The sequence below is a fragment of the Microbacterium sp. LWH12-1.2 genome (genome assembly GCF_040675825.1).
In the GTDB taxonomy this organism is placed as follows: domain Bacteria; phylum Actinomycetota; class Actinomycetes; order Actinomycetales; family Microbacteriaceae; genus Microbacterium.
The window spans coordinates 843,828-863,100 of sequence record NZ_JBEGIJ010000001.1 but is presented as its reverse complement, the minus strand read 5'-3'; the positions used below and the strand labels follow the sequence as shown (position 1 = coordinate 863,100).

General features: G+C 66.9%; 19 protein-coding genes and 1 tRNA gene. 10 read left to right on the top strand and 10 right to left on the bottom strand.

Translation table 11 applies throughout. The features are described 5' to 3' along the window. Positions 1-40 precede the first annotated feature (40 nt). The 7 genes from MRBLWH12_RS04035 to MRBLWH12_RS04005 all read right to left on the bottom strand — a co-directional run bounded on the left by MRBLWH12_RS04035 (position 41) and on the right by MRBLWH12_RS04005 (position 7,566). On the bottom strand, positions 41-1,129 hold the full coding sequence (locus MRBLWH12_RS04035) for a D-alanine--D-alanine ligase family protein (RefSeq protein ID WP_341975005.1): 1,089 nt from the start codon (positions 1,127-1,129) through the stop codon (positions 41-43). Then, on the bottom strand, positions 1,035-2,168 hold the full coding sequence (locus MRBLWH12_RS04030) for an NAD(P)H-dependent glycerol-3-phosphate dehydrogenase (RefSeq protein WP_341975006.1): 1,134 nt from the start codon (positions 2,166-2,168) through the stop codon (positions 1,035-1,037). Before MRBLWH12_RS04030 ends, MRBLWH12_RS04035 begins: the two co-directional genes overlap by 95 nt. After that, positions 2,158-2,913 (bottom strand): lysophospholipid acyltransferase family protein, encoded by a 756-nt coding sequence (locus MRBLWH12_RS04025; RefSeq protein ID WP_363546363.1) that lies wholly within the window; start codon positions 2,911-2,913, stop codon positions 2,158-2,160. The genes MRBLWH12_RS04030 and MRBLWH12_RS04025 overlap by 11 nt, the downstream gene beginning before the upstream one ends. 5 nt (positions 2,914-2,918) lie before the next feature. Further along, entirely contained in the window at positions 2,919-4,286 is a 1,368-nt protein-coding gene (gene murA, locus MRBLWH12_RS04020) for a UDP-N-acetylglucosamine 1-carboxyvinyltransferase (RefSeq protein ID WP_363546360.1), read from the bottom strand. 77 nt (positions 4,287-4,363) lie between these two features. Next, positions 4,364-4,960 carry a 3-isopropylmalate dehydratase small subunit gene (gene leuD / locus MRBLWH12_RS04015; protein ID WP_341975009.1) on the bottom strand — a complete coding sequence of 199 codons (597 nt, stop codon included), beginning with the start codon at positions 4,958-4,960 and terminating at the stop codon, positions 4,364-4,366. A 2-nt stretch (positions 4,961-4,962) separates the two neighbouring features. Beyond that, positions 4,963-6,399: a 3-isopropylmalate dehydratase large subunit gene (leuC, locus tag MRBLWH12_RS04010; protein ID WP_363546356.1), complete on the bottom strand. Its 1,437-nt coding sequence runs from the start codon at positions 6,397-6,399 to the stop codon at positions 4,963-4,965. Positions 6,400-6,561: 162 nt separating this feature from the next. Continuing rightward, positions 6,562-7,566 (bottom strand): TerC/Alx family metal homeostasis membrane protein, encoded by a 1,005-nt coding sequence (locus MRBLWH12_RS04005; protein WP_341975012.1) that lies wholly within the window; start codon positions 7,564-7,566, stop codon positions 6,562-6,564. A 174-nt stretch (positions 7,567-7,740) separates the two neighbouring features. Here MRBLWH12_RS04005 and MRBLWH12_RS04000 point away from each other — a divergent pair, with 174 nt between their 5' ends. The 6 genes from MRBLWH12_RS04000 (at position 7,741) to MRBLWH12_RS03975 (ending at position 13,429) form a co-directional block, all read left to right on the top strand. Then, positions 7,741-8,403 carry a TIGR00645 family protein gene (locus MRBLWH12_RS04000; protein ID WP_363546352.1) on the top strand — a complete coding sequence of 221 codons (663 nt, stop codon included), beginning with the start codon at positions 7,741-7,743 and terminating at the stop codon, positions 8,401-8,403. Between the two features lie 77 nt (positions 8,404-8,480). Next, positions 8,481-9,032 carry an RNA polymerase sigma factor gene (locus tag MRBLWH12_RS03995; protein ID WP_341975014.1) on the top strand — a complete coding sequence of 184 codons (552 nt, stop codon included), beginning with the start codon at positions 8,481-8,483 and terminating at the stop codon, positions 9,030-9,032. Beyond that, positions 9,029-10,126 (top strand): DUF4349 domain-containing protein, encoded by a 1,098-nt coding sequence (locus MRBLWH12_RS03990; RefSeq protein WP_363546349.1) that lies wholly within the window; start codon positions 9,029-9,031, stop codon positions 10,124-10,126. The genes MRBLWH12_RS03995 and MRBLWH12_RS03990 overlap by 4 nt, the downstream gene beginning before the upstream one ends. Positions 10,127-10,243: 117 nt before the next feature. Then, positions 10,244-10,792 (top strand): winged helix-turn-helix domain-containing protein, encoded by a 549-nt coding sequence (locus MRBLWH12_RS03985; RefSeq protein ID WP_363546346.1) that lies wholly within the window; start codon positions 10,244-10,246, stop codon positions 10,790-10,792. Beyond that, positions 10,792-12,060, top strand: a complete 1,269-nt coding sequence (locus MRBLWH12_RS03980) for an MFS transporter (protein WP_363546343.1) — start codon at positions 10,792-10,794, stop codon at positions 12,058-12,060. The genes MRBLWH12_RS03985 and MRBLWH12_RS03980 overlap by 1 nt, the downstream gene beginning before the upstream one ends. Positions 12,061-12,103: 43 nt before the next feature. Continuing rightward, on the top strand, positions 12,104-13,429 hold the full coding sequence (locus MRBLWH12_RS03975; protein WP_363546341.1) for an acyltransferase family protein: 1,326 nt from the start codon (positions 12,104-12,106) through the stop codon (positions 13,427-13,429). Between the two features lie 42 nt (positions 13,430-13,471). On the opposite strand, the gene MRBLWH12_RS03970 is transcribed toward MRBLWH12_RS03975, so the two are convergent. Beyond that, a tRNA-Glu gene (locus MRBLWH12_RS03970) sits at positions 13,472-13,544 on the bottom strand. 153 nt (positions 13,545-13,697) lie between these two features. Between MRBLWH12_RS03970 and MRBLWH12_RS03965 the strand changes: the two genes are divergently transcribed. Together MRBLWH12_RS03965 and MRBLWH12_RS03960 are read left to right on the top strand one after the other, a co-directional pair. Then, the gene (locus MRBLWH12_RS03965) at positions 13,698-14,336 is read left to right on the top strand and encodes an MBL fold metallo-hydrolase (RefSeq protein ID WP_341975019.1); all 639 of its coding nucleotides are present in this window, start codon (positions 13,698-13,700) and stop codon (positions 14,334-14,336) included. Further along, the gene (locus MRBLWH12_RS03960; protein ID WP_341975020.1) at positions 14,336-14,893 is read left to right on the top strand and encodes a GNAT family N-acetyltransferase; all 558 of its coding nucleotides are present in this window, start codon (positions 14,336-14,338) and stop codon (positions 14,891-14,893) included. The genes MRBLWH12_RS03965 and MRBLWH12_RS03960 overlap by 1 nt, the downstream gene beginning before the upstream one ends. Here the strand turns inward: MRBLWH12_RS03960 and pepN are convergent. Beyond that, on the bottom strand, positions 14,871-17,351 hold the full coding sequence (pepN, locus tag MRBLWH12_RS03955) for an aminopeptidase N (RefSeq protein WP_363546337.1): 2,481 nt from the start codon (positions 17,349-17,351) through the stop codon (positions 14,871-14,873). The two genes, MRBLWH12_RS03960 and pepN, sit on opposite strands and share 23 nt — an antisense overlap. Positions 17,352-17,412: 61 nt before the next feature. Further along, complete coding sequence (locus tag MRBLWH12_RS03950) at positions 17,413-18,378, bottom strand: DNA topoisomerase IB (RefSeq protein WP_363546334.1); 966 nt, start codon at positions 18,376-18,378, stop codon at positions 17,413-17,415. A gap of 212 nt (positions 18,379-18,590) precedes the next feature. On the opposite strand from MRBLWH12_RS03950, the gene MRBLWH12_RS03945 reads away from it, so the two are divergent. After that, positions 18,591-18,962 carry a hypothetical protein gene (locus MRBLWH12_RS03945; RefSeq protein WP_341975023.1) on the top strand — a complete coding sequence of 124 codons (372 nt, stop codon included), beginning with the start codon at positions 18,591-18,593 and terminating at the stop codon, positions 18,960-18,962. Between the two features lie 120 nt (positions 18,963-19,082). Continuing rightward, positions 19,083-19,265, top strand: coding sequence for a DUF1918 domain-containing protein (locus MRBLWH12_RS03940; RefSeq protein WP_341975024.1), 183 nt, complete (start codon positions 19,083-19,085; stop codon positions 19,263-19,265). The last annotated feature ends 8 nt before the right edge of the window (positions 19,266-19,273 follow it).

Here is a 19,273-nt window from a genome sequence, read left to right as displayed (position 1 = left end):
CCGCTCCGCCTGAGCGGAGACAGACCGCCGCACTCGAACCTCAGCGGTCCAGACCCGATTCGATGAGCTCGGTGATGAGCTCGCCGTAACCGAGGCCGGACGCGATCCAGCACTTCGGGAACATCGAGATCGGAGTGAACCCCGGCATCGTGTTCAGTTCGTTGACGATGAGCTCGCCGGACGCCGTGACGAAGAAATCGACGCGGGCGAGGCCCTTGCCGTCCACGGCCTCGAAGACGCGCACCGCCGTCTCACGCAGACGCTCGATCAACTCGTCGTCGACATCGGCAGGGCAGACGATCTCGACGCCGTCACCGCCGAGGTACTTGCCCTCGAAGTCGTAGAAACTGCGCGATGTCAGCACGACTTCGCCAGGCAGCGATGCTCGCGGCCCCTGCCCGCCACGACCGGCGAGCACACCGACCTCGATCTCGCGCCCCTCGACCCGCGACTCGACGAGGACCTTCTCGTCCTCGGCGAAGGCGATCTCGAGAGCGGCATCCAGCCCTTCGCCGTCATCGACCCGCGACACGCCGACGCTCGAGCCGGCACCAGCCGGTTTGACGAACACCACGGGACCGAGCGCCGCGATCTGCGCGCGGACGGCCGACGGATCCGCCCGCCACTGCGCGCGACGCACGGTGATCCCTGGCGACACTGCGATACCGGCGGAGCTCAGTGCGAGCTTGGTGAAGTGCTTGTCGAGGGAGATGGCGGAATCCAGGATGCCGCAGCCGGCGTAAGGCATGTCGATGACCTCGAAGAAGCCCTGGATCGCACCGTCCTCGCCGTGCAGGCCATGCAGAAGCGGCAGCACGATGTCGACTTCGCCGAGGCCCTCCGTCACACCGTCGGGGTGCACGACGCGCAGCGTGCGTTCGCCGCCGGGTTCGGGCCACAGCATCCGGGTGCCGTTGTCGACCACTTCAGGCAGGTGCTCCGCCTCCAGTGGGAACTTCTCCGGACGATCCTCTTCGAGCACGAAAGCGCCGTCGCGGGTGATCCCGACCGGGATCACCCGGTAGCGATCGCGATCAATCGCGCCCAGTACCCCGCCCGCCGTTGCGGAACTGATCGAATGCTCGCTGGAGCGCCCTCCGAAGAGCACCACCACCGTCTGCTTGTCCATGGTTGGTCCTCTCACCCTGCGGGGTGTCGTCGTCCGTCGTCAGGTGCGGTGCGATGTCGCGGGGGTTCATCTTCCCGTCGAGCACCATCTTCACCTGTTCGACGATGGGCATGTCCACCTCGGACTCGCGTGCGAGCTGCAGAATGGGGGCGACCGACGCGAGCCCCTCCGCAGTCTGCTGCATCTGCTTGACGACGTCCTGGAAGCTGTATCCCTGGCCGAGCAGGCGCCCGGCCGTGTTGTTGCGGCTCAGCGGCGACTGGCAGGTGGCGATGAGGTCGCCGAGTCCGGCCAGACCCTGCAGCGTCTCCGGATGCGCGCCGTTGGCGACGGCGAAGTCCGTCATCTCCACGAGTCCGCGGGTGATGATCGAGGCCTTCGTGTTCTCGCCGTATCCGACGCCGTCGACGATGCCGATCGCGACGGCGATGAGGTTCTTCAGCACACCACCGAACTCGGTGCCGATGACATCCGTGTTCACGAACGTCCGGAAGTAGCTGTTGCGCGCGGCGCGGGCGATCGTCTCGGCGGTCTCCCGACTGCGCGAGGAGATCACCGCAGCGGTCGGCTGCTCCTTCGCGATCTCCAGCGCGAGGTTCGGCCCGGATGCCACGGCGATGCGATCGGGGTCGCACTGCATCTCCTGCTCGATGACCTGGCTCATCCGAAGCCCGGTGCCTCGTTCGACGCCCTTCATCAGGCTGACGATCTTGGCGTCGGAGTCCGCGAGGAGCGGGCGCAGCGCCTTGAGGTTCTCACGCAGGGATTGACTGGGAACCGAAAGGTACACCTGCTCGACGCCCTGGAGTGCCAGGGCGAGCTCGTGCGTCGCCGCCATCGATCGCGGGAGATTGATGCCCGGCAGGTAGCGGGAGTTCCGCTTCGCCTCGTCGATCTCGTGCGCGAGCTCGGCCCGGCGGGCCCACATGGTCACCTGCGCTCCGCCGTCGGCGAGGATCTTGCCGAAGGTGGTGCCCCAGCTGCCGGCACCCACCACAGCGACCTTGGGACCGGTGGGGAGAGTTCTCTTAGGGTTCAAGGCGACCGGTCTCCTTCTGGCCGTGCGTCGCCGGATTCCAGCGCTCTGCCGGCGCTTTCGCGTCGCGAAGCTCCTCGAGAAGAACGGTGATCGCGTTCATCAGGCGTGTGGTCGCCTCGTTGAGCACGGCCTGTTCGCTCCCCCGGCCCTTCAGATCCGAGAGGTCGACAGGATCTCCGATGATCACCTGCACCGGCTTGCGCAACGGCCAGATGCTGAGCTTCTTCTGGTAGCGCCCCATGATCGCCTGGGTGCCCCATTGCGCCATCGGGATCAGCGGGATGTCGCCGGCGAGAGCGAGGCGCACTGCGCCGGACTTGCCCCGCATCGGCCACAGCTCGGGGTCACGCGTGAGCGTGCCCTCGGGGTACACGATGACCCCCCTGCCGTGCTCGACGAGCTCTTTCGACTGTCTCATGGTCTGTTTCGCCGCGGACGCGGACGAAGTGCGGGCGACGGGGATCATCCCGGTCTTGCGCAGCAACCACCCGAGCACCGGGACGCGGAACAGACTGTCCTTCGCCATGAATCGCGGCGCTCGCCCCAGCCGCCAGACGGCGACAGCGACGATCAGCGGATCGAACTCCGAGTAATGGTTGGGGGCGAGTACAAAGGCGCCGTCGCGGGGAAGCTTCTCACGCCCGGTGACGCGGATCTTCGCGAGCAGCGAGACCGCCGGGATGACGAGCGCCGCAAGCGGCCAGAACAGGCTGGGCCGGCTCTTCTCGGGCGACGAAGAACCCATCGGGGTCACCGGATGACGTCGAAGTCGGCGCCGACGGCGTCGAGCTTGGCGAGGAACTTCTCGTAGCCGCGGCTGAGGATGTCGACGCCGGAGACCTGGGACTCGCCCTGTGCGGTCAGCGCAGCGATGACGTGGCTGTAGCCGCCACGGAGGTCCGGAACCACGATGTCGGCGCCGTGCAACGGCGTCGGACCGGTGATCACGGCCGCCTGCTCCAGGTCGCGACGCGGCACGCGACGAGGGCCGTCCTGGAGTCCGCGCGGGTGCACGACGATGTCGGCGCCCATCTTGACCAGCGCGTCGGTGAAGCCCAGCCGGTTCTCATAGACGGTCTCGTGCACGACGGAGCGGCCGCGCGCCTGGGTCAGCGCGACCACCAGCGGCTGCTGCCAGTCGGTCATGAAGCCAGGGTGCACGTCGGTCTCGATGACCACAGGGTGCAGTTCGCCGTCGCGGCGGAACAGGATGCCGTCCTCCTGGATGTCGAACCAGCCGCCCGCCTTACGGAACACGTTCAGGAACGTCAGCATCTCCTGCTGCTTGGCGCCGCCGACGAAGATCTCGCCGTCGGTCGCGAGCGCAGCGGATGCCCAGGACGCGGCTTCGTTGCGGTCGAAGATCGAACGGTGATCGTAGCCGCGGAGCTTCTCGACTCCCTCGATCACGATGACCCTGTTGGGCTCGTAGGAGATGATCGCGCCCATCTTCTGCAGGACGGCGATGAGATCCATGATCTCGGGCTCGATGGCCGCGTTGCGAAGCTCGGTGACACCCTCTGCGCGCACGGCGGTCAGCAGCACCTGCTCGGTGGCGCCGACACTCGGGTACGGGAGGTGGATGTTCGCGCCGTGCAGTCGCTCGTTCGGACGCGAGAGGCGGATGCCGCTGGGCAGCTTCTCGACGATCGCGCCGAACTTGCGGAGCGCATCCAGGTGGAAGTCGATCGGCCGGTCGCCGATGCGGCAGCCGCCGAGGTCCGGGATGAACGCCTGTCCGAGGCGATGCAGGAGCGGACCGCAGAACAGGATCGGGATCCGCGATGCACCTGCGTGCGCGTCGATCTCCTCGAAGTGGGCGGACTCCACGTCGCTCGGGTCGAAGACGAGAGCACCGGGCTCGTCGCCCTCGCTCACGCGGACGCCGTGCACCTCGAGCAGCGAGCGCACGACCGCGACGTCACTGATGGCCGGGACGTCGCGCAGCACGCTGACCGTCTCTCCGAGGAGAGAAGCGACCATCGCCTTCGTCGCCAGGTTCTTGGCGCCCTTGACATCGACGCGGCCGCGCAGCGGGCGTCCTCCTCGAATGCTGAGGACGTCTCCGGTGAGAGCAGGAACTCCATCCGGAAGAGCATCGCGCACGGGTGTCGTCATTCGGAGCCTCACTTCATTCCACGGATTGCGGCGGTCGCCGCGGGGCGGTCTGCCCCTGACTCACGACCCGGTCCGTGTCACTGCACGGGGAGGGTACGTGGCCGCCACGACTCGCGACGGGCCTCGAACTGCGCGATCTTGTCTTCGTTGCGCAGCGTGAGCCCGATGTCATCGAGCCCTTCGAGGAGCCGCCACCTAGTGTAATCGTCGATCCCGATGTCGGCCTGGATGCCACCGATCGTCGCCGTGCGTGCCTGCAGGTCCACGGTGATCTGCGCACCCGGATTCGCGTCGATCTCCGCCCAGATCCGCTCGAGATCCTCCTCGGAGATCGTCGCTGCGAGGAGACCCTGCTTGCCGGAGTTCCCGCGGAAGATGTCGGCGAAGCGCGGGCTGAGCACGACCTGGAACCCGAAGTCGCGCAGCGCCCAGACGGCGTGCTCGCGGCTGGAGCCGGTACCGAAGTCGGATCCGGCGACGAGTACCGAGGCGCCCTGGAACGGCTCCTGGTTGAGCACGAAGTCCGGATCCTGCCGCCAGGCATGGAAGAGGGCGTCCTCGAACCCCGTCTTGGTGACGCGCTTCAGGAAGACGGCGGGGATGATCTGGTCGGTGTCGACGTTGGACCGCTTCAGCGGTGCGGCGATGCCGGTGTGGGTGGTGAACTTCTCCATGATCAGGCCTCCAGATCGCTCGGGCTGGACAGGGTTCCGCGGATCGCGGTGGCGGCGGCGACGAGCGGCGACACCAGGTGCGTGCGACCGCCCTTGCCCTGGCGGCCCTCGAAGTTGCGGTTCGAGGTCGAGGCGCAGCGTTCGCCTGGGGCGAGCTGGTCGGGATTCATGCCGAGGCACATCGAGCACCCGGCGAAGCGCCACTCCGCACCGAAGTCGGTGATGATCTTGTCGAGCCCCTCGGCCTCGGCCTCCAGGCGTACACGCGCCGAACCGGGCACGACCATCACGCGCACGCCGTCGGCCTTCTTCTTGCCCTGGATGACGGACGCGAAGGCGCGCAGGTCCTCGATCCGGCTGTTGGTGCAGGAGCCCATGAACACGGCATCCACCGGCACGTCCTTGAGCGGGGTTCCCGGGGTCAACGCCATGTACTCGAGCGCCCGCTGTGCGGCCGCCCGCTCATTCGGGTCGGCGATGTCGGCCGGGTTCGGCACGGATGCCGACAGCGAGCTGCCCTGCCCCGGGTTGGTGCCCCAGGTCACGAACGGCTCGAGTTCATCGGCGTCGATGAACACCTCGGCATCGAAGACGGCACCGTCATCGGTCGGGAGAGTCCGCCAGTAAGCGACGGCGTCCTCCCAGTCCTGGCCCTTGGGCGCGTGCTGCCGACCTTCCAGATACGCGAATGTCGTCTCGTCCGGGGCGACCATCCCTGCGCGCGCACCCGCCTCGATCGACATGTTGCAGATCGTCATCCGTCCCTCCATCGAGAGCGCCCGGATGGCGCTCCCGCGGAACTCCAGGACGAAGCCCTGTCCCCCGCCGGTGCCGATCTTCGCGATCACGGCGAGGATGATGTCCTTCGCGGTGACGCCGGCGCGCAGTGTCCCGTCGACGTTGATCGCCATCGTCTTGAACGGCTTCAACGGCAGCGTCTGCGTCGCCATCACGTGCTCGACCTCGCTGGTGCCGATCCCGAAGGCCATCGCGCCGAAGGCGCCGTGGGTCGAGGTGTGCGAGTCGCCGCAGACGACGGTGATACCCGGCATCGTCAGCCCCAGCTGCGGGCCGACGACGTGCACGATGCCCTGCTCGGCGTCGCCCAGCGAGTGCAGACGCACACCGAACTCCGCGGCGTTGCGACGCAGCGTCTCGATCTGCGTGCGGCTGGTGAGGTCTGCGATGGGCTTGTCGATGTCCCACGTCGGGGTGTTGTGGTCTTCAGTGGCGATCGTGAGGTCGAGTCGGCGCAGCGGGCGTCCCTCAGAGCGCAGACCATCGAACGCCTGCGGGCTGGTGACCTCGTGCACGAGGTGCAGGTCGATGTAGATGAGATCGGGCTCGCCGTTCTCGCCCTTGACGACGAGATGGTCGTCCCAGACCTTCTCGGCAAGCGTGCGCGGACCGTGGAAAGTCTCGGTGGCGTCGGGGGTCATGATGTCGCTGTCTCCTGGGATCGAGGTTCGGCCCACGCTGAACTCCGCGACGAGAGAGGCCTAGATCGAGGTCTCGTCGCGGCCGCTAAGAAGGAGAACCACCCGCCGCATGCGGTCAGTTTACACCGCTGCGACGGGTGGTCCGTCCCTTCGTGAACGCTGTTACTCGACGATCGACGCCTTGTTCTCGGCGCGCTTCTCGCGAGAGGACGAGATGAGGCTGGCGATCGTCGCCACCGTCATGGACGCCAGGATCACGCCGAGCGAGACCATGTTGTCGATGTCCGGCACCCACTCGACGTGCTGCCCGCCGTTGATGAACGGCAGTTCGTTCTCGTGCAGGGCGTGCAGGATCAGCTTGACGCCGATGAAGCCGAGGATGACCGCGATGCCGTAGTGCAGGTACTTGAGGCGATCCAGCAGGTCGCCCAGCAGGAAGTAGAGCTGACGGAGCCCCATCAGCGCGAAGATGTTGGCCGCGAAGACGAGGAAGCCGTTGGTCGTGATCTCGAAGATGGCCGGGATCGAGTCGATCGCGAAGATGAGATCCGTCACGCCGATGGTGATGAACACGATGACCATCGGGGTGAACATGCGCTTGCCGTCGACCGTCGTGCGCAGCTTCGAGCCGTCGTACTCCTCGCTGATGTCGATGCGACGGCGCAGCAGCCGGACGATGAAGTTCTCGCGCTGCACCTCGCCCTCATGATCACCCTCTGGCATTGCCTGGCGGATCGCCGTCCAGATGAGGAACGCACCGAAGATGTAGAAGATCGGCGAGAAGTGCTCGATGATGGCGACGCCGACGAGGATGAAGGCGCCGCGCAGCACGAGCGCGATGATGATGCCGACCATCAGCACCTGCTGCTGCAGGCGGCGAGGCACGGCGAACTGCGCCATGATCAGCACGAAGACGAAGAGATTGTCGATGGAGAGGCTGTACTCCAGCGCCCAACCGGTGATGAAGTCTCCTGCGTTCTTCCACCCGCCGACGTTGCCGAGGAGCACGGCGAAGATCAGCGCAAGGCTGACATAGAAGAGGACCCACAGCGTCGACTCCTTGGTGGAGGGGATGTGCGGGCGGAGCCGGACGAGCAGAAGATCGGCGATCAGGATGATCGTGAGCACGACCATCGAGGTGATTTCGAACCAGACAGGAATTTCCAAGGGCGCACTGCACCTTTCGAGGGAGGGTCGGAAATGAGCCGAAAGTCTCTCCCCCGCACAGAGTGCGTCGCGCGCCCGGAGCAGCGAAGATGATGCTCGTGATGACGATGCGCGCGGAAATGGGATACTCCCTCTCGCACGACAATGCTACCGGAGCATCCCGAACATGATGAAATGGTCGTCGTGACACAGACTTCGCATGAACACGTCGAACACGGCATCGCTCCCCTCGAGACCCCGGCCCAGAATTCATGGGCCCGCGCCATCGGCTCTCTCATCTTCGTCAGCCGCTGGTTGCAGGCTCCCCTCTACCTCGGACTGATCGTCGCCCAGATCGTCTACGTCATCGTCTTCATGGTCGAGCTCTGGCACCTGATCGCAGAGGATGTCTTCAGCGACATCACCCACATCAACGAAGCAACGATCATGCTGGCGGTCCTCGGACTCATCGACGTGGTGATGATCGCGAACCTGCTCATCATGGTCATCATCGGCGGCTACGAGACCTTCGTGTCGCGCATCAACACCGAAGGACACCCCGATCAGCCGGAGTGGCTCTCGCACGTGAACGCCAACGTGCTCAAGGTGAAGCTTGCGATGGCGATCATCGGCATCTCCTCGATCCACTTGCTGAAGACCTTCATCGCCGTCGGCAACATGGATGCGGATGGTGTCTCCTCCTCCGAGGTGGATGGCCTCGGCAGCTATACCCCCACCGGCGTGCTCTGGCAGGTCGTCATCCACATGGTGTTCATCCTCTCTGCCATCGCCCTCGCGTGGATCGACCGGATGTCCCAGCAGACGCTGGCCAAGGCTCACGCGCAGCCGGCGCACTGATCCGGACGTCTTCTGAGACGATGGGGCATCCGTCGACACTTTCAGGGTGAGAGACACCGAACGGAACAGGATGCCCCGTGCAGACGACTGATCAGAGATGGGCGGCACAGGCCGCGGCGGGTGACGAGAGCGCCTTCCGGGAGCTGTACCGAGCCCACGTGCGTCCGGTCTACTGGATCGCCCACGGCATCCTCGGCTCGCCCGCCGATGCCGAGGACGTCACCCAGGAGACCTTCGTGGTCGCATGGCGCAAGCTGCCCGACTTCGAGTTGCAGGGGGAATCGATCCTCCCGTGGCTGGCGACCATCTGCCGATTCCAGGCAGCGAATCGTCTTCGGCAGCGCCGTCGCGACCAGGCGCACACCACGGATGCCGCTGATGAGACGCTGCCGGACACGGTCAGCGTCGAGGAGCAGGTCATCACCGCCGCACTCGCCGCACGGATCGCCGAGGAGGTCGGTTCGCTGAGCGAACTCGACCAGGAGATCTTCCGGCTGTGCGCTTCGGAGGGATACGCCTATCAGGCGGCCGCCGAAGAGCTGGGGGTCAGTCATGCGGTCGTTCGGAACCGTCTCTCCCGAGTGCGCACTCAGTTGCGCGGCGCCGTGAAGGAAGCGAGAGACGCATGAACGACCAGACCACCACCGAGACACTGCCGCCGCTGTCGGATGCGACCATCGACCGCATCGAGAACGCGGTTTTCACGGAGATCGCAGCACAGCGGCCGTCGGCGCGCCCGTCTGTCGACCGTGCCCGTACCCGACGCCGACGCTGGCTCACCGGCGGCGGAATCGCCGCGGCGTTCGTGGTCGGCGTGCTCGTCACGCCCCCGATCCTCGGCATCGTCGGCTCCGGAGGAGCCACGAGTACCGCTGACGGCTGGAGCACCGGGACGGAGTACGACAGCGGCGCACAGGACCTTTCCGCCGAAAGCGCGCCCAAGTCCGACGCCGACAGCTCAGGCGGAGCGACCGAGATGGTCCCGCTGGCGGCGGACGAAGCATCCGCCCGCGAGATCATCGCCAACGCGAACGCCACCGTCCAGGTGAAGGACATCGCGAAAGCGGCGGCAGCGATCTCCACTCTCGCCGAGGAGCACGGCGGATACGTGGAGAGCACCGACATCGGCAAGTCGCTCGCGACCGTCGACACGTCGATGCCCGCTCCCCCGAACGCCGGATACGGATGGATCAGCATCCGCGTTCCGTCTGCCGACCTCACCGCCGTGATCGAAGCTCTCAAGAACTCCGGAGACGTGCTCTCCACGTCGATCTCCAAGCAGGACGTGACGTCGACAGCCATCGATCTGCGGGCACGGGTGGAGGCCACCCGGGCATCGGTGGTGCGCCTGACCGAGCTGATGTCGCAGTCGGGCAGTGTCTCTGAGCTCATCGAGGCAGAGGTCGCGCTGACCGACCGTCAGGCCCAGCTGGAGTCGTACGAACAGCAGCTCGCTGCTCTGGAGGACCAGGTCGCCATGTCGACGCTGCAGGTGCAACTCACGGAGACCGCGGCGCCGACGACGGCGGACCCCGCCGGTTTCGGCGATGGACTGCTCGCCGGCTGGAACGGCCTCGTCGTGTCGCTCAATGCCCTGGTGATCGCGCTCGGATTCGTCCTCCCCTGGCTGGGCGTCGTCGGCATCATCGTGCTCGTGATCTGGCTGATCCGAAGGGCTCGCCGTCATCGCAGGGCGGCGGCGACCGCCTCCGATGAGAGCTGAGACGGAACACTGACGAAAAGTCGCTCCCGAGTTCATCTCGGGAGCGACTTTTCATTGATTTTCCGGGGTATACAAGAAGTCTTGTGCTCTTGATCGTCCGTGCATAGCGTTGTCGACGTGGAAGACATCTCCGTGATCACCGCCGTGCACCACCCGCTCCGACGCCGCATCTTCGATTACCTGCTGCTCTACGGGACGTCTCAGGTGACGGCGATCTCGCGCGCGCTCGACAGCCAGGTCGGCAGCATCAGCCACCATCTGCGGATGCTCGAGCGGGCGGGCGTGGTCGAACGCGCGGAAGACCCCGACGGTGACCTTCGGACCAGTTGGTGGGTGCTGTCCCGGCACAGCTTCACCTGGTCGGCCGATGACTACGCCGACGCGCCGGCGGATGCGCTGCTTGCGCGCGAGGCGGAGCGGAACGGCATCCGCGGGCAGATCGATCGACTGCAGCGCTGGCGCCGACGCCATCGCGCGCGTGAGCTGCCGGACTACGACGGTTTCAACATCGAGACACTCGGGTGGGCGACCCCCGCCGAGCTGCAGGATCTCTCCGAGCGGCTGGGCCGCACCCTCGCCGACTGGCGCACATCGATCGACAGGGCCGACGGTCGCGAGCGAACGCCCGTCTTCTTCTTCGCCCACGCCTTCCCGACGGAGCCGTGATGACCGCCACCGAACCACTTCAGCTGCGCGAACCACCGGTGTTTCGTCGCGACATCGCGGTGCACGCCTGGATCGGCGTGAAGGCGCTCTCCGACGCCGGCGACGCTCTCTGGACGATCGCGCTCGCCTGGACGGCCGTGCAGATCACCTCCCCCGCTGTCGCCGGTCTCATCATCGCCGCCGGAACGGTGCCACGCGCGGTGATCCTGCTCTTCGGTGGAGTCATCGCCGATCGGGCGGATGCGAGGCGCGTCATGATGCTGTTCAACGCTCTCCGCGTGGTCGTGCTGGTGACAGTCGCGCTGTGGGTACTCGCCACACCGCCGTCCGTCGCCGTCCTGCTGTTCGCGGCGATCGCGTTCGGGGTCTGCGACGCATTCTACGAACCGTCCGCGGGCACGATCGCCCGGCAACTGGTGCGCCCTTCCGACCTGCCCTCGTACAGCGCCGTCTCGCAGACCGCGTCGCGACTCGGCAGTATGGCCGGCGCGGCGATCGGCGGCATCCTGGTCGCGCATGTCGGACTCAGTGGCAGTGCCTCCGTGAACGCCCTGACGTTCACTCTGGTGGTCGCGTTCATCGCGATCTGGCTGCGGCCTCGGTTCGCCCTCGCGCGTGCCGACCGGGAGTCGGCGCTGCGCGGCATCGCCCGCGGCTTCGCCCATCTGCGTGAAGCACCGACGACCCGAACGCTCGTCATCGCCCTGTCCGGTCTGAATCTCGCCGTGGGCCCGGCAGTCGGAATCGGTCTGGCATTGCGGGCACACGACCAGGATTGGGGCGCGCAGGCACTCGGGCTGTTCGAAGCGCTCCTCGGCCTCGGCGCGGCACTCGGCGCTGTCTCAGTCGCCCGGTGGCGACCCCGGCGCGAGGCCTACGCCGGATTCTGGGCGCTTGTCGTTCAGGGCGCCGGCATCGTGGCGCTGGGTCTCGGGCCGCTCTGGAGCGTCGCCGCCTCCTCATTCCTCATCGGCGCGACCGCGGGCTACGCATCCGTGCTGCTGAGTTCGACCTTCGCGGCCACCGTCGACACCGCCTACCTCGGACGGATGGGGTCGATCACGCGGCTCGGAGACGACTGCCTGATGCCGCTCGCGATGGCCTGCTTCGGCGCGCTCGCAACGGCGACGGCGCTGTGGGTTCCGTTCGCGCTCTACGGAGCAGCCATGGCGGCGATCATGATCGTTCCGCTGCGCAACCGGACGTTCCGCGAGCTGTCCCTCCGTCAGCCGCCAGTCGCTCCGCGCGAGACCGCGGAAACCCGCTGAGCCCCCTCGAACGACCCGATCACACCCCGCTAGAGTCATCGGCATGAGCAGCGCCGCCACTGATTCGAAGGTTCGCACCGTGCCCGCCGGGCGAGATCTGACGCTCGATCTCACCCGGGTCGCGTGCGTGGCGCTCGTCGTGTTCGTGCACATCCTGTTCACCGGCGTCGGCCACCGCCCGGATGGATCTCTCCTCATCGAGCGCACCGTCGAGCTCCAGGCCTGGTTCACCCCGGCGTCCTGGATCGCGAACATCATGCCGCTGTTCTTCGTTGTCGGCGGATACGCTGCGCGGGCCGGCTGGCGCTCCGCCGTCGCCCGCGGGGAGACCGCCGACCGGTTCATCCGGATTCGTCTGGCGCGCCTCGCGCGACCGGCACTCCCCCTGTTCGCGTTCTTCACACTGGTGCTCGCCGCCACGCGGATCATCGACCTCGACCCGGCGCTCGTCGACACGATCGCGATCGGCGTGGGCTCTCCCCTGTGGTTCCTGGCCGCGTACATGATCGTGCAGGCGCTCTCGCCGACCATGATGCGCCTGCACGAGCGCTACCGCGGATGGGTCCCGCTCGCCTTGATCATCGCGGCGGTCCTGGTGGACGCCGTCCGATATGTCCTCGTGATGGGCGTGCTCGGCGTCGGCCCGGTTCCGTCGGCGGGCTATGGATTCGGCGACGAGCTCGTCGGGGTCCCCAACGTCGTCTTCGTGTGGCTGTTCGCTCAGCAGGTCGGATTCTTCCTGTTCGACGGCTGGTTCGCGAAGCGCCGCTGGTGGCAGCTCGCCCTGCTGATGGTCGCGGGTTATGCGCTGCTGTTCGGAATGGTTTCGATCGGCGGCTACTCGTGGAGCATGCTGGGCAATCAGTGGCCGCCGACCGCGACGATGGCGGTGCTCGCCGTCGTACAGGCATCCGGTCTCACGCTCCTGCACGCTCCACTCACCGCGCTCATGCGCACCCGGCCCGCGCGGGCCGTGGTGTTCCTGCTCGGTTCCCGCCTGATGACGATCTACCTCTGGCACCTACCGATGATCATGGTGCTCACCGGCATTCAGCTGCTGCTGCCGCTTCCGATGCCCTCGCCGGGGAGTCCCGCCTGGTGGTGGACGCGTCCGGTGTTCCTGGTCGTCGTGCTGGGCGCCGTATGGTTGCTCTCGCTGTGGGTGGTGCGGTTCGAGGAAGCCCCGGCGTCCGGAACCCCGCGCTTCTCCGCCCCTTCCACGACCGTGGTCGCTGTCGTGCTGTTCGTGGTTCCGGTGCTGGCGATCACGGCCTATGGGCTCGATCTGCTGCTCGCAGCCGTCGCCCTCGTCGGGACGTGGGTGGCGCTGTGGATGACAGGTTCTCGGTGGACTCGCACGGTGGCCTGAAATGACGAAAGCCCTCGGCGAACCGAGGGCTTTCGTGTTGTGTGACCCCAGCGGGATTCGAACCCGCGTTACCGCCGTGAGAGGGCAGCGTACTAGGCCGCTATACGATGGGGCCGTCTGGCGGAACGTTTCCGTGCCGCGACAACCGTTCAAGTATGCCATGCCGATTCTCCCTCCGCAAAATCGTGGCGGCACCGACCGGATGCCCGGGCGTGGCGCGAACGGGAACGGGTTTGCCCCGGGCGCGGGGACGGAGTTGACTCGTCTCATGCGCGTCACGAAATTCGAACACGCCTGCCTCCGGATCGACGAGGCCGGAGGGACCCTGCTGATCGACCCGGGTTCGTTCACGACCCCGCTGAATGATCTCACCGCCCTCGTGGGCGTCGTGATCACGCACGAGCATCCGGATCACTGGACGCCGGAGCATCTCGACCGCATCCTGCGCGTGGCGCCCGGCACGCCGATCTTCGCGCCCGCAGGTGTTGCACGCGCCGCCGAAGGCTACGAGATCACGGTCGTCGCACCGGGTGACACGGTCGAGGCGGGCGACTTCACGTTGCGCTTCTTCGGCGGTGAGCACGCGGTCATCCACTCCTCGCTTCCCACGATCGAGAACCTGGGCGTTCTGGTGAACGACAAGCTCTACTACCCCGGCGACTCCTACGCGGTGCCCGTCGATGTCGAAGTGGACACGCTCGCCGCGCCCCTGGGGGCGCCCTGGCTGCGAATCGGCGACGCGATGGATTTCGTTCTCGCCGTGCAGCCGCGCCGGGCTTTCGGTACCCACGATATGACGCTGTCCGTCATCGGCAAAGGCATGCACCGTCAGCGCCTGCAATGGGCGACGGAACAGGGAGCCGGCGAGTTCTTCGCGCTGGAACCCGGCGAAGCGATCGACCTCTGATGCCGGTCCGCCGGCTTCTTCCCGCACCCACCGCACGGCTTCGATTCCGGGAGATGGTGCCGGAGGATCTGGACGCGATGGCCGCGATGCTCGGCGACCCTGAGGTCATGGCCTTCTATCCCGCACCGAAGACGCGGGACGAGAGCGCCGACTGGATCGCTCGGAACCAGCAGCGCTACGCCGAAGACGGTCACGGCTTATGGATCATCGAGACGCACGATGGCGAGTTCGTCGGAGGCTGCGGCGTCACCTGGCAGTCCGCCAATGGCGTCCCTCTCCTCGAGGTCGGGTATCAAGTGCGCGCAGCGATGCAGCGTCGCGGCTTCGCGACCGAGGCGGCTCGCGCCTGTGTCGACCTGGTTCGGCGCGAATTCGCGCCCACCCTGCTGACCGCGATCATCCATCCCGACAACGACGCGTCCCGCGGGGTCGCCGAGAAGCTCGGCATGACGCACATCGCCGACGACCACGCCCATCCCTGGATCGTGCGCACGGTCATGGGCATGCAAGTCGATGCCGCTCCGGCATCCAGCGTCAGTGCGCCGCCCGCACCCTGAGATCGCGCGCCAGGTGATCGCGTTGCTCGATGACCAGGCGACGCAGGGCGGCCGGAGCTGAGGCGTTGCCCTCGAGCCAGGCATCGACGAGTTCCAGCGAGTCCGCAGCCGGGAACATCCCGACCACGAGGCGCTGGGCCAGTTCGATACTGCGCGAGCGCCAGGCCTCGGCGATCAGCGAGAAGTAGGCCTCGTCGAATCCCGCGATCAGGTCCCGGCGCCCACCGGCACGGAACCCCGCGATCTCCGCGTCCAGGTGATCGTTACTCAGAGTGAGGTCGTTCCACGCCGCATCCCACGCGGCCGCGCGGATGGCGGCCACCGGGCGTGCAGCGAGAGCGCGCCGCGCGGCCGTGCGCCCGGTTGCCGTGTCGTCGCGCATCTGCTCGTCCGAGATGTCTTCCGCCGTGGCATTCCCCGTGGTCGCGAGTGCAGTGAGCAGCTGCCAGCGCAGATCGGGATCGACGGTGAGGCCGTCGGGCACGCTCCCGTCGAGGAGGGCGCGCACCTCACCGCTGTGCGTGCCGTCGTACGCGGATGCGGAGGCATATGCGCGTGCCCACGACAGTTGAGCGTCGCTCCTGGCCTCGGCACCCTGCAGTGCGGCCCAGGCCGCCGCCGTCCAAGCCTGCTGTTCGTCGGCGCGCGCATCGTCGGCGACGAAGTGGCGGACAGCGAACGCCGCGTTGGCGAGGATTCCGACGAGCAGACCGATGCTGGATTCACGCGGAGCGTGGTTGCGCACGACGGCGAGATACCGTCTGGCCGACAGCTCCCCGTCGCGAGTGGCGTTCCACAGCGACGACCAGACCAAGGCACGCGCCAGCGGGTCTTCGATGTCGGAGAGGGACTCTTCCACGCACGCCAGCGAACGCTCGTCGAGGCGCACCTTCGCGTAGGTCAGGTCGTCATCGTTGACGATGACGAGGTCCGCCTCGGGGAGATCGACCGGGGTCCGTTCCTCGGCGATGTCGATGGAGATCTGTTCGCGCCGCACGACGCGCCCGTCGGTCCGCTCGTACATTCCGACGCGCAGCCGGTGTGGTCGCGGATCGCTCTGCACGATCGTCCGCTGCCCTGCCGCATCCGTCTCCAGCCGGATCGTGGACATTCCCGTCGTCTCCAGCCACGCGCGAGACCAGGCGCGCATGTCCCGCCCGGATACGGCGTTCAGCTCCGTGAGCAGGTCTTCCAACGTGGTGTTTCCGAATGCGTGGGTCGCGAAGTAGCGTCTGGCACCCTCGAAGAAGGCATCGTCGCCGACGAAGGCGACGAGCTGCTTCAGCACGGCAGCGCCCTTGGCGTAGGTGATGCCGTCGAAATTGAGCTTCGCAGCTTCGAGGTCGATGATGTCGGCGACGATCGGATGCGTCGTCGGGAGCTGGTCCTGCTGATAGGCCCACGCCTTGCGGTTCGCGGCGAACTTCGCCCAGGCATCGGTGTAGCGGGTGGCGGCTGCCGAGGCGTGCGATCCCATGTAATCGGCGAAGGACTCCTTCAGCCACAGGTCGTCCCACCAGCGCATCGTGACGAGATCGCCGAACCACATGTGCGCCATCTCGTGCAGGATCGTGTTCGCCCGGCCGGCGCGCTGCGCGTCGGTCGCCGCGCCTCGGGACAGGTAGGCCTCGGTGAAAGTGACGAGGCCTGGATTCTCCATCGCGCCCAGGTTGTACTCGGGAACGAAGATCTGATCGTACTTCCCCCACGGGTACGGGTAGGCGAAGGCATCCGTGAAGAAGTCGAGACCCTGCCCGGTGACCTCGAGGATCTCGTCCGCCTCGAGGTGCTGCGCCAGCGATCGCCGTGCGAAGACGCCGAGCGCGATGTGCTGTTCGTCACGGCGCCACTCCCCCTCGACCCGGACGTACGGCCCGGCGGCGACGGCGGTGATGTAGCTGGAGATCGGAAGGGTGGGCGCGAACTCGACGCGCTGCACTCCGACGCCGCGATCGACTGTCGCCGGCGACTGGTTGGAAAGCACCTCCCATCCTGCGGGGGCATCGACCACGAAGGTGTACGACGCCTTCAGATCGGGCTGCTCGAAGCAGGCCATGACCCGCCGTGAGTCCGCCGGCTCGTACTGTGTGTAGAGGTAGGTCGCGTCATCGGCCGGGTCGTGGAAGCGGTGCAGGCCTTCGCCGGAGCGGCTGTACGCCCCGATCGCCTCGACGCGCACGATGTTGCGCTGTTCGAGGCCGGTCAGTGCGATGCGCGCGCCGTCGTAGTCGATGCTCTGATCGACGCCGTTGACGCTGACACGGTCGACGCTCTCGCCGATGAAGTCGAGCCAGGTTGCAGCAACGGTGCTGTCGAACTCGAGCGTGGTCGTCGTCGGGAAGCCGGTGCGGGATCGCTCCGGGGCTCCGGTCAGGTCCAGTTCGACCCGGATGCTGCGCAGGGTGACCGCTGCGGATCGCGCCGCGGTCTCTTCCCTGGTGAGGTTCGCTGAGTTCATGCCTCCATCGTTTCACGGCGGAGAGATCGACTCGGACTGCTGCGCGTATCCGGCGTCCGTCTCACTCGCCTTCGAAGAGCCGGCGGATCGCGGTCTCCGGCGAGACGGTCAGATCGAGCATCCGTCCGCGGGCGTACAGACGGAAGACCCGCGGATCGATGTAGCTGCCACGGGCGACCGCCGTGGTGTTGCCGAGCGCTGCAGCTGTCGCCTGAACGGCCATCCGCTCCGCCTGCCGACGTTCGCGCGCCGAGTCGAGTGCGCCGATGCGGGCCAACGCGTCGGCAGCGAGGATCGTGCCGTGCAGGGTGCGGAAATCTTTCGCGGTGAACGAGCCTCCGGTCACTTCGCGGAGATAGGCGTTGACCTCACCGGGTGTGATCCGGACGCGGCGGCGCCCTCGCCTGTAAGCGAGCAGGGGGGCTCGCCCAGGACCGGCGGCAAGGTCGGTGAGCGCGTCGGCGAGAACAGAATCGGTGATCTCGATGGCGGCGCGTCGCCCGCTCTTCGCAGGGAACGAGAGTGCGACCGTCGATCCGTCCACCATCACATCTCGCCGCCGCAATGTCGTCAGTCCCCTGCTCCCGTGCCGCACGAGATAGCGCTCCGAGCCGATGCGGAGAGCCGCATCGTCCAGCAACCGGAATGCCGTCGCGAGCACCCGGTCCCGGGATGCCTCCTCGTCTCGCAACCCCCGGGTGACCCGGGCACGCGCTGCCGGCAACGCCTTCGCGAGGGCGAGCGCGCGACTGAACTTGCGTCGATCGCGACGGGCGCGCCAGAGCGGGTGGTAGAGGTATTGGCGACGTCCGGCCTCGTCGGTTCCGACCGCCTGGATGTGCGCGAGCGGTTCTGCGGCGATCCAGACGTCCTCCCACGCGGGGGGAATCACCAGGTCGCGGATGCGCTCGCGATCGCCGTCCCCGACGGGGGCTCCCGTCTCGTCGAGATAGCGGAATCCGCTGCCCGCCCGGACCCGACGGAATCCTGCCTGCTCGCCGGGAACCACACGGATCAGCGATGCCATCCTTCAGCCTCCATGTTCGCGCGTCAGCGGCCTGCCGGCGCATCGCCTCAGGATGTGGGAGTCGCGCTCTCCTTCGGAAGGGGGTGGCACTCCTTCGCAGCCGGTGATAGAAGCGGGATGCCCTATACCCGGGAGAGCCTGTTGTCCAGGGACTTCTCGCTTGTCGTCGAAAGGACGATGCTCGGATGCAATTCTGGGGAAGGAGACCGATCATGGTTCGGGGCCCAGTGCGGAGCCGCGTCGGCGATTCGGCGGACGACCCGTCGCGCGTGCGAAATCAGCCGGCTCTGCGCACGTCGTCGGGAGCGATCTGGCTCATCGTGGGTGCGGTCTTCACCGCGATCTGCCTGATCCCCCTTGTGGGCATCGTGGCGACCGGACGTTCTGCGGGCATGGTCGCGATCGCGACGATCGTGCTCATGGTCGCCCTGTACGCGGCGATGGTCACGGTGCGTCTCGCTGCGTCGCCCGGACCGCAGCGGTTGCAACGGATGGCTTTCTGCTTCCTGAGCATGGCCGCAGTCACGCTGGTCGGCATGATCGCCTGCGTGCTCCTCCAGTGGGGCGCGCCGGGTTCTCTCTAGTCTCCGTGGACTCATCGACCACCCGCCACTCCAGGAATCGTGATGAGGCCCCTTGTCCCGTCGATGAATCCGGAGCAGTCTGAATTCATCAGTTTCGCCGAAATCGCGGAGGCGAGGATCATGAAGGCAAAGGCAGGCGATCGTCTGATCGTGGAGGGCCACACGGACTCCGAGCACCGCCGTGAGGCTGAGGTGCTCGACGTTCGAGGAGAAGACGGCGCACCGCCGTATCTGGTGCGCTGGACCGACGGCCACGAGGGCCTGGTATACCCGGGCACCGATGCCAGAGTGGTCCCGGCTTAGCCCCGACG

Coding starts and splice junctions, on each gene's coding strand:
- MRBLWH12_RS04035 (WP_341975005.1), bottom strand. CDS start 1,129: ATGGACAAGCAGACGGTGGTGGTGCTCTTCGGAGGGCGCTCCAGCGAG.
- MRBLWH12_RS04025 (WP_363546363.1), bottom strand. CDS start 2,913: ATGGGTTCTTCGTCGCCCGAGAAGAGCCGGCCCAGCCTGTTCTGGCCG.
- murA (WP_363546360.1), bottom strand. CDS start 4,286: ATGACGACACCCGTGCGCGATGCTCTTCCGGATGGAGTTCCTGCTCTC.
- leuD (WP_341975009.1), bottom strand. CDS start 4,960: ATGGAGAAGTTCACCACCCACACCGGCATCGCCGCACCGCTGAAGCGG.
- leuC (WP_363546356.1), bottom strand. CDS start 6,399: ATGACCCCCGACGCCACCGAGACTTTCCACGGTCCGCGCACGCTTGCC.
- MRBLWH12_RS04000 (WP_363546352.1), top strand. CDS start 7,741: ATGGTCGTCGTGACACAGACTTCGCATGAACACGTCGAACACGGCATC.
- MRBLWH12_RS03990 (WP_363546349.1), top strand. CDS start 9,029: ATGAACGACCAGACCACCACCGAGACACTGCCGCCGCTGTCGGATGCG.
- MRBLWH12_RS03980 (WP_363546343.1), top strand. CDS start 10,792: ATGACCGCCACCGAACCACTTCAGCTGCGCGAACCACCGGTGTTTCGT.
- MRBLWH12_RS03975 (WP_363546341.1), top strand. CDS start 12,104: ATGAGCAGCGCCGCCACTGATTCGAAGGTTCGCACCGTGCCCGCCGGG.
- MRBLWH12_RS03965 (WP_341975019.1), top strand. CDS start 13,698: ATGCGCGTCACGAAATTCGAACACGCCTGCCTCCGGATCGACGAGGCC.
- MRBLWH12_RS03960 (WP_341975020.1), top strand. CDS start 14,336: ATGCCGGTCCGCCGGCTTCTTCCCGCACCCACCGCACGGCTTCGATTC.
- pepN (WP_363546337.1), bottom strand. CDS start 17,351: ATGAACTCAGCGAACCTCACCAGGGAAGAGACCGCGGCGCGATCCGCA.
- MRBLWH12_RS03950 (WP_363546334.1), bottom strand. CDS start 18,378: ATGGCATCGCTGATCCGTGTGGTTCCCGGCGAGCAGGCAGGATTCCGT.
- MRBLWH12_RS03945 (WP_341975023.1), top strand. CDS start 18,591: ATGGTTCGGGGCCCAGTGCGGAGCCGCGTCGGCGATTCGGCGGACGAC.
- MRBLWH12_RS03940 (WP_341975024.1), top strand. CDS start 19,083: ATGAAGGCAAAGGCAGGCGATCGTCTGATCGTGGAGGGCCACACGGAC.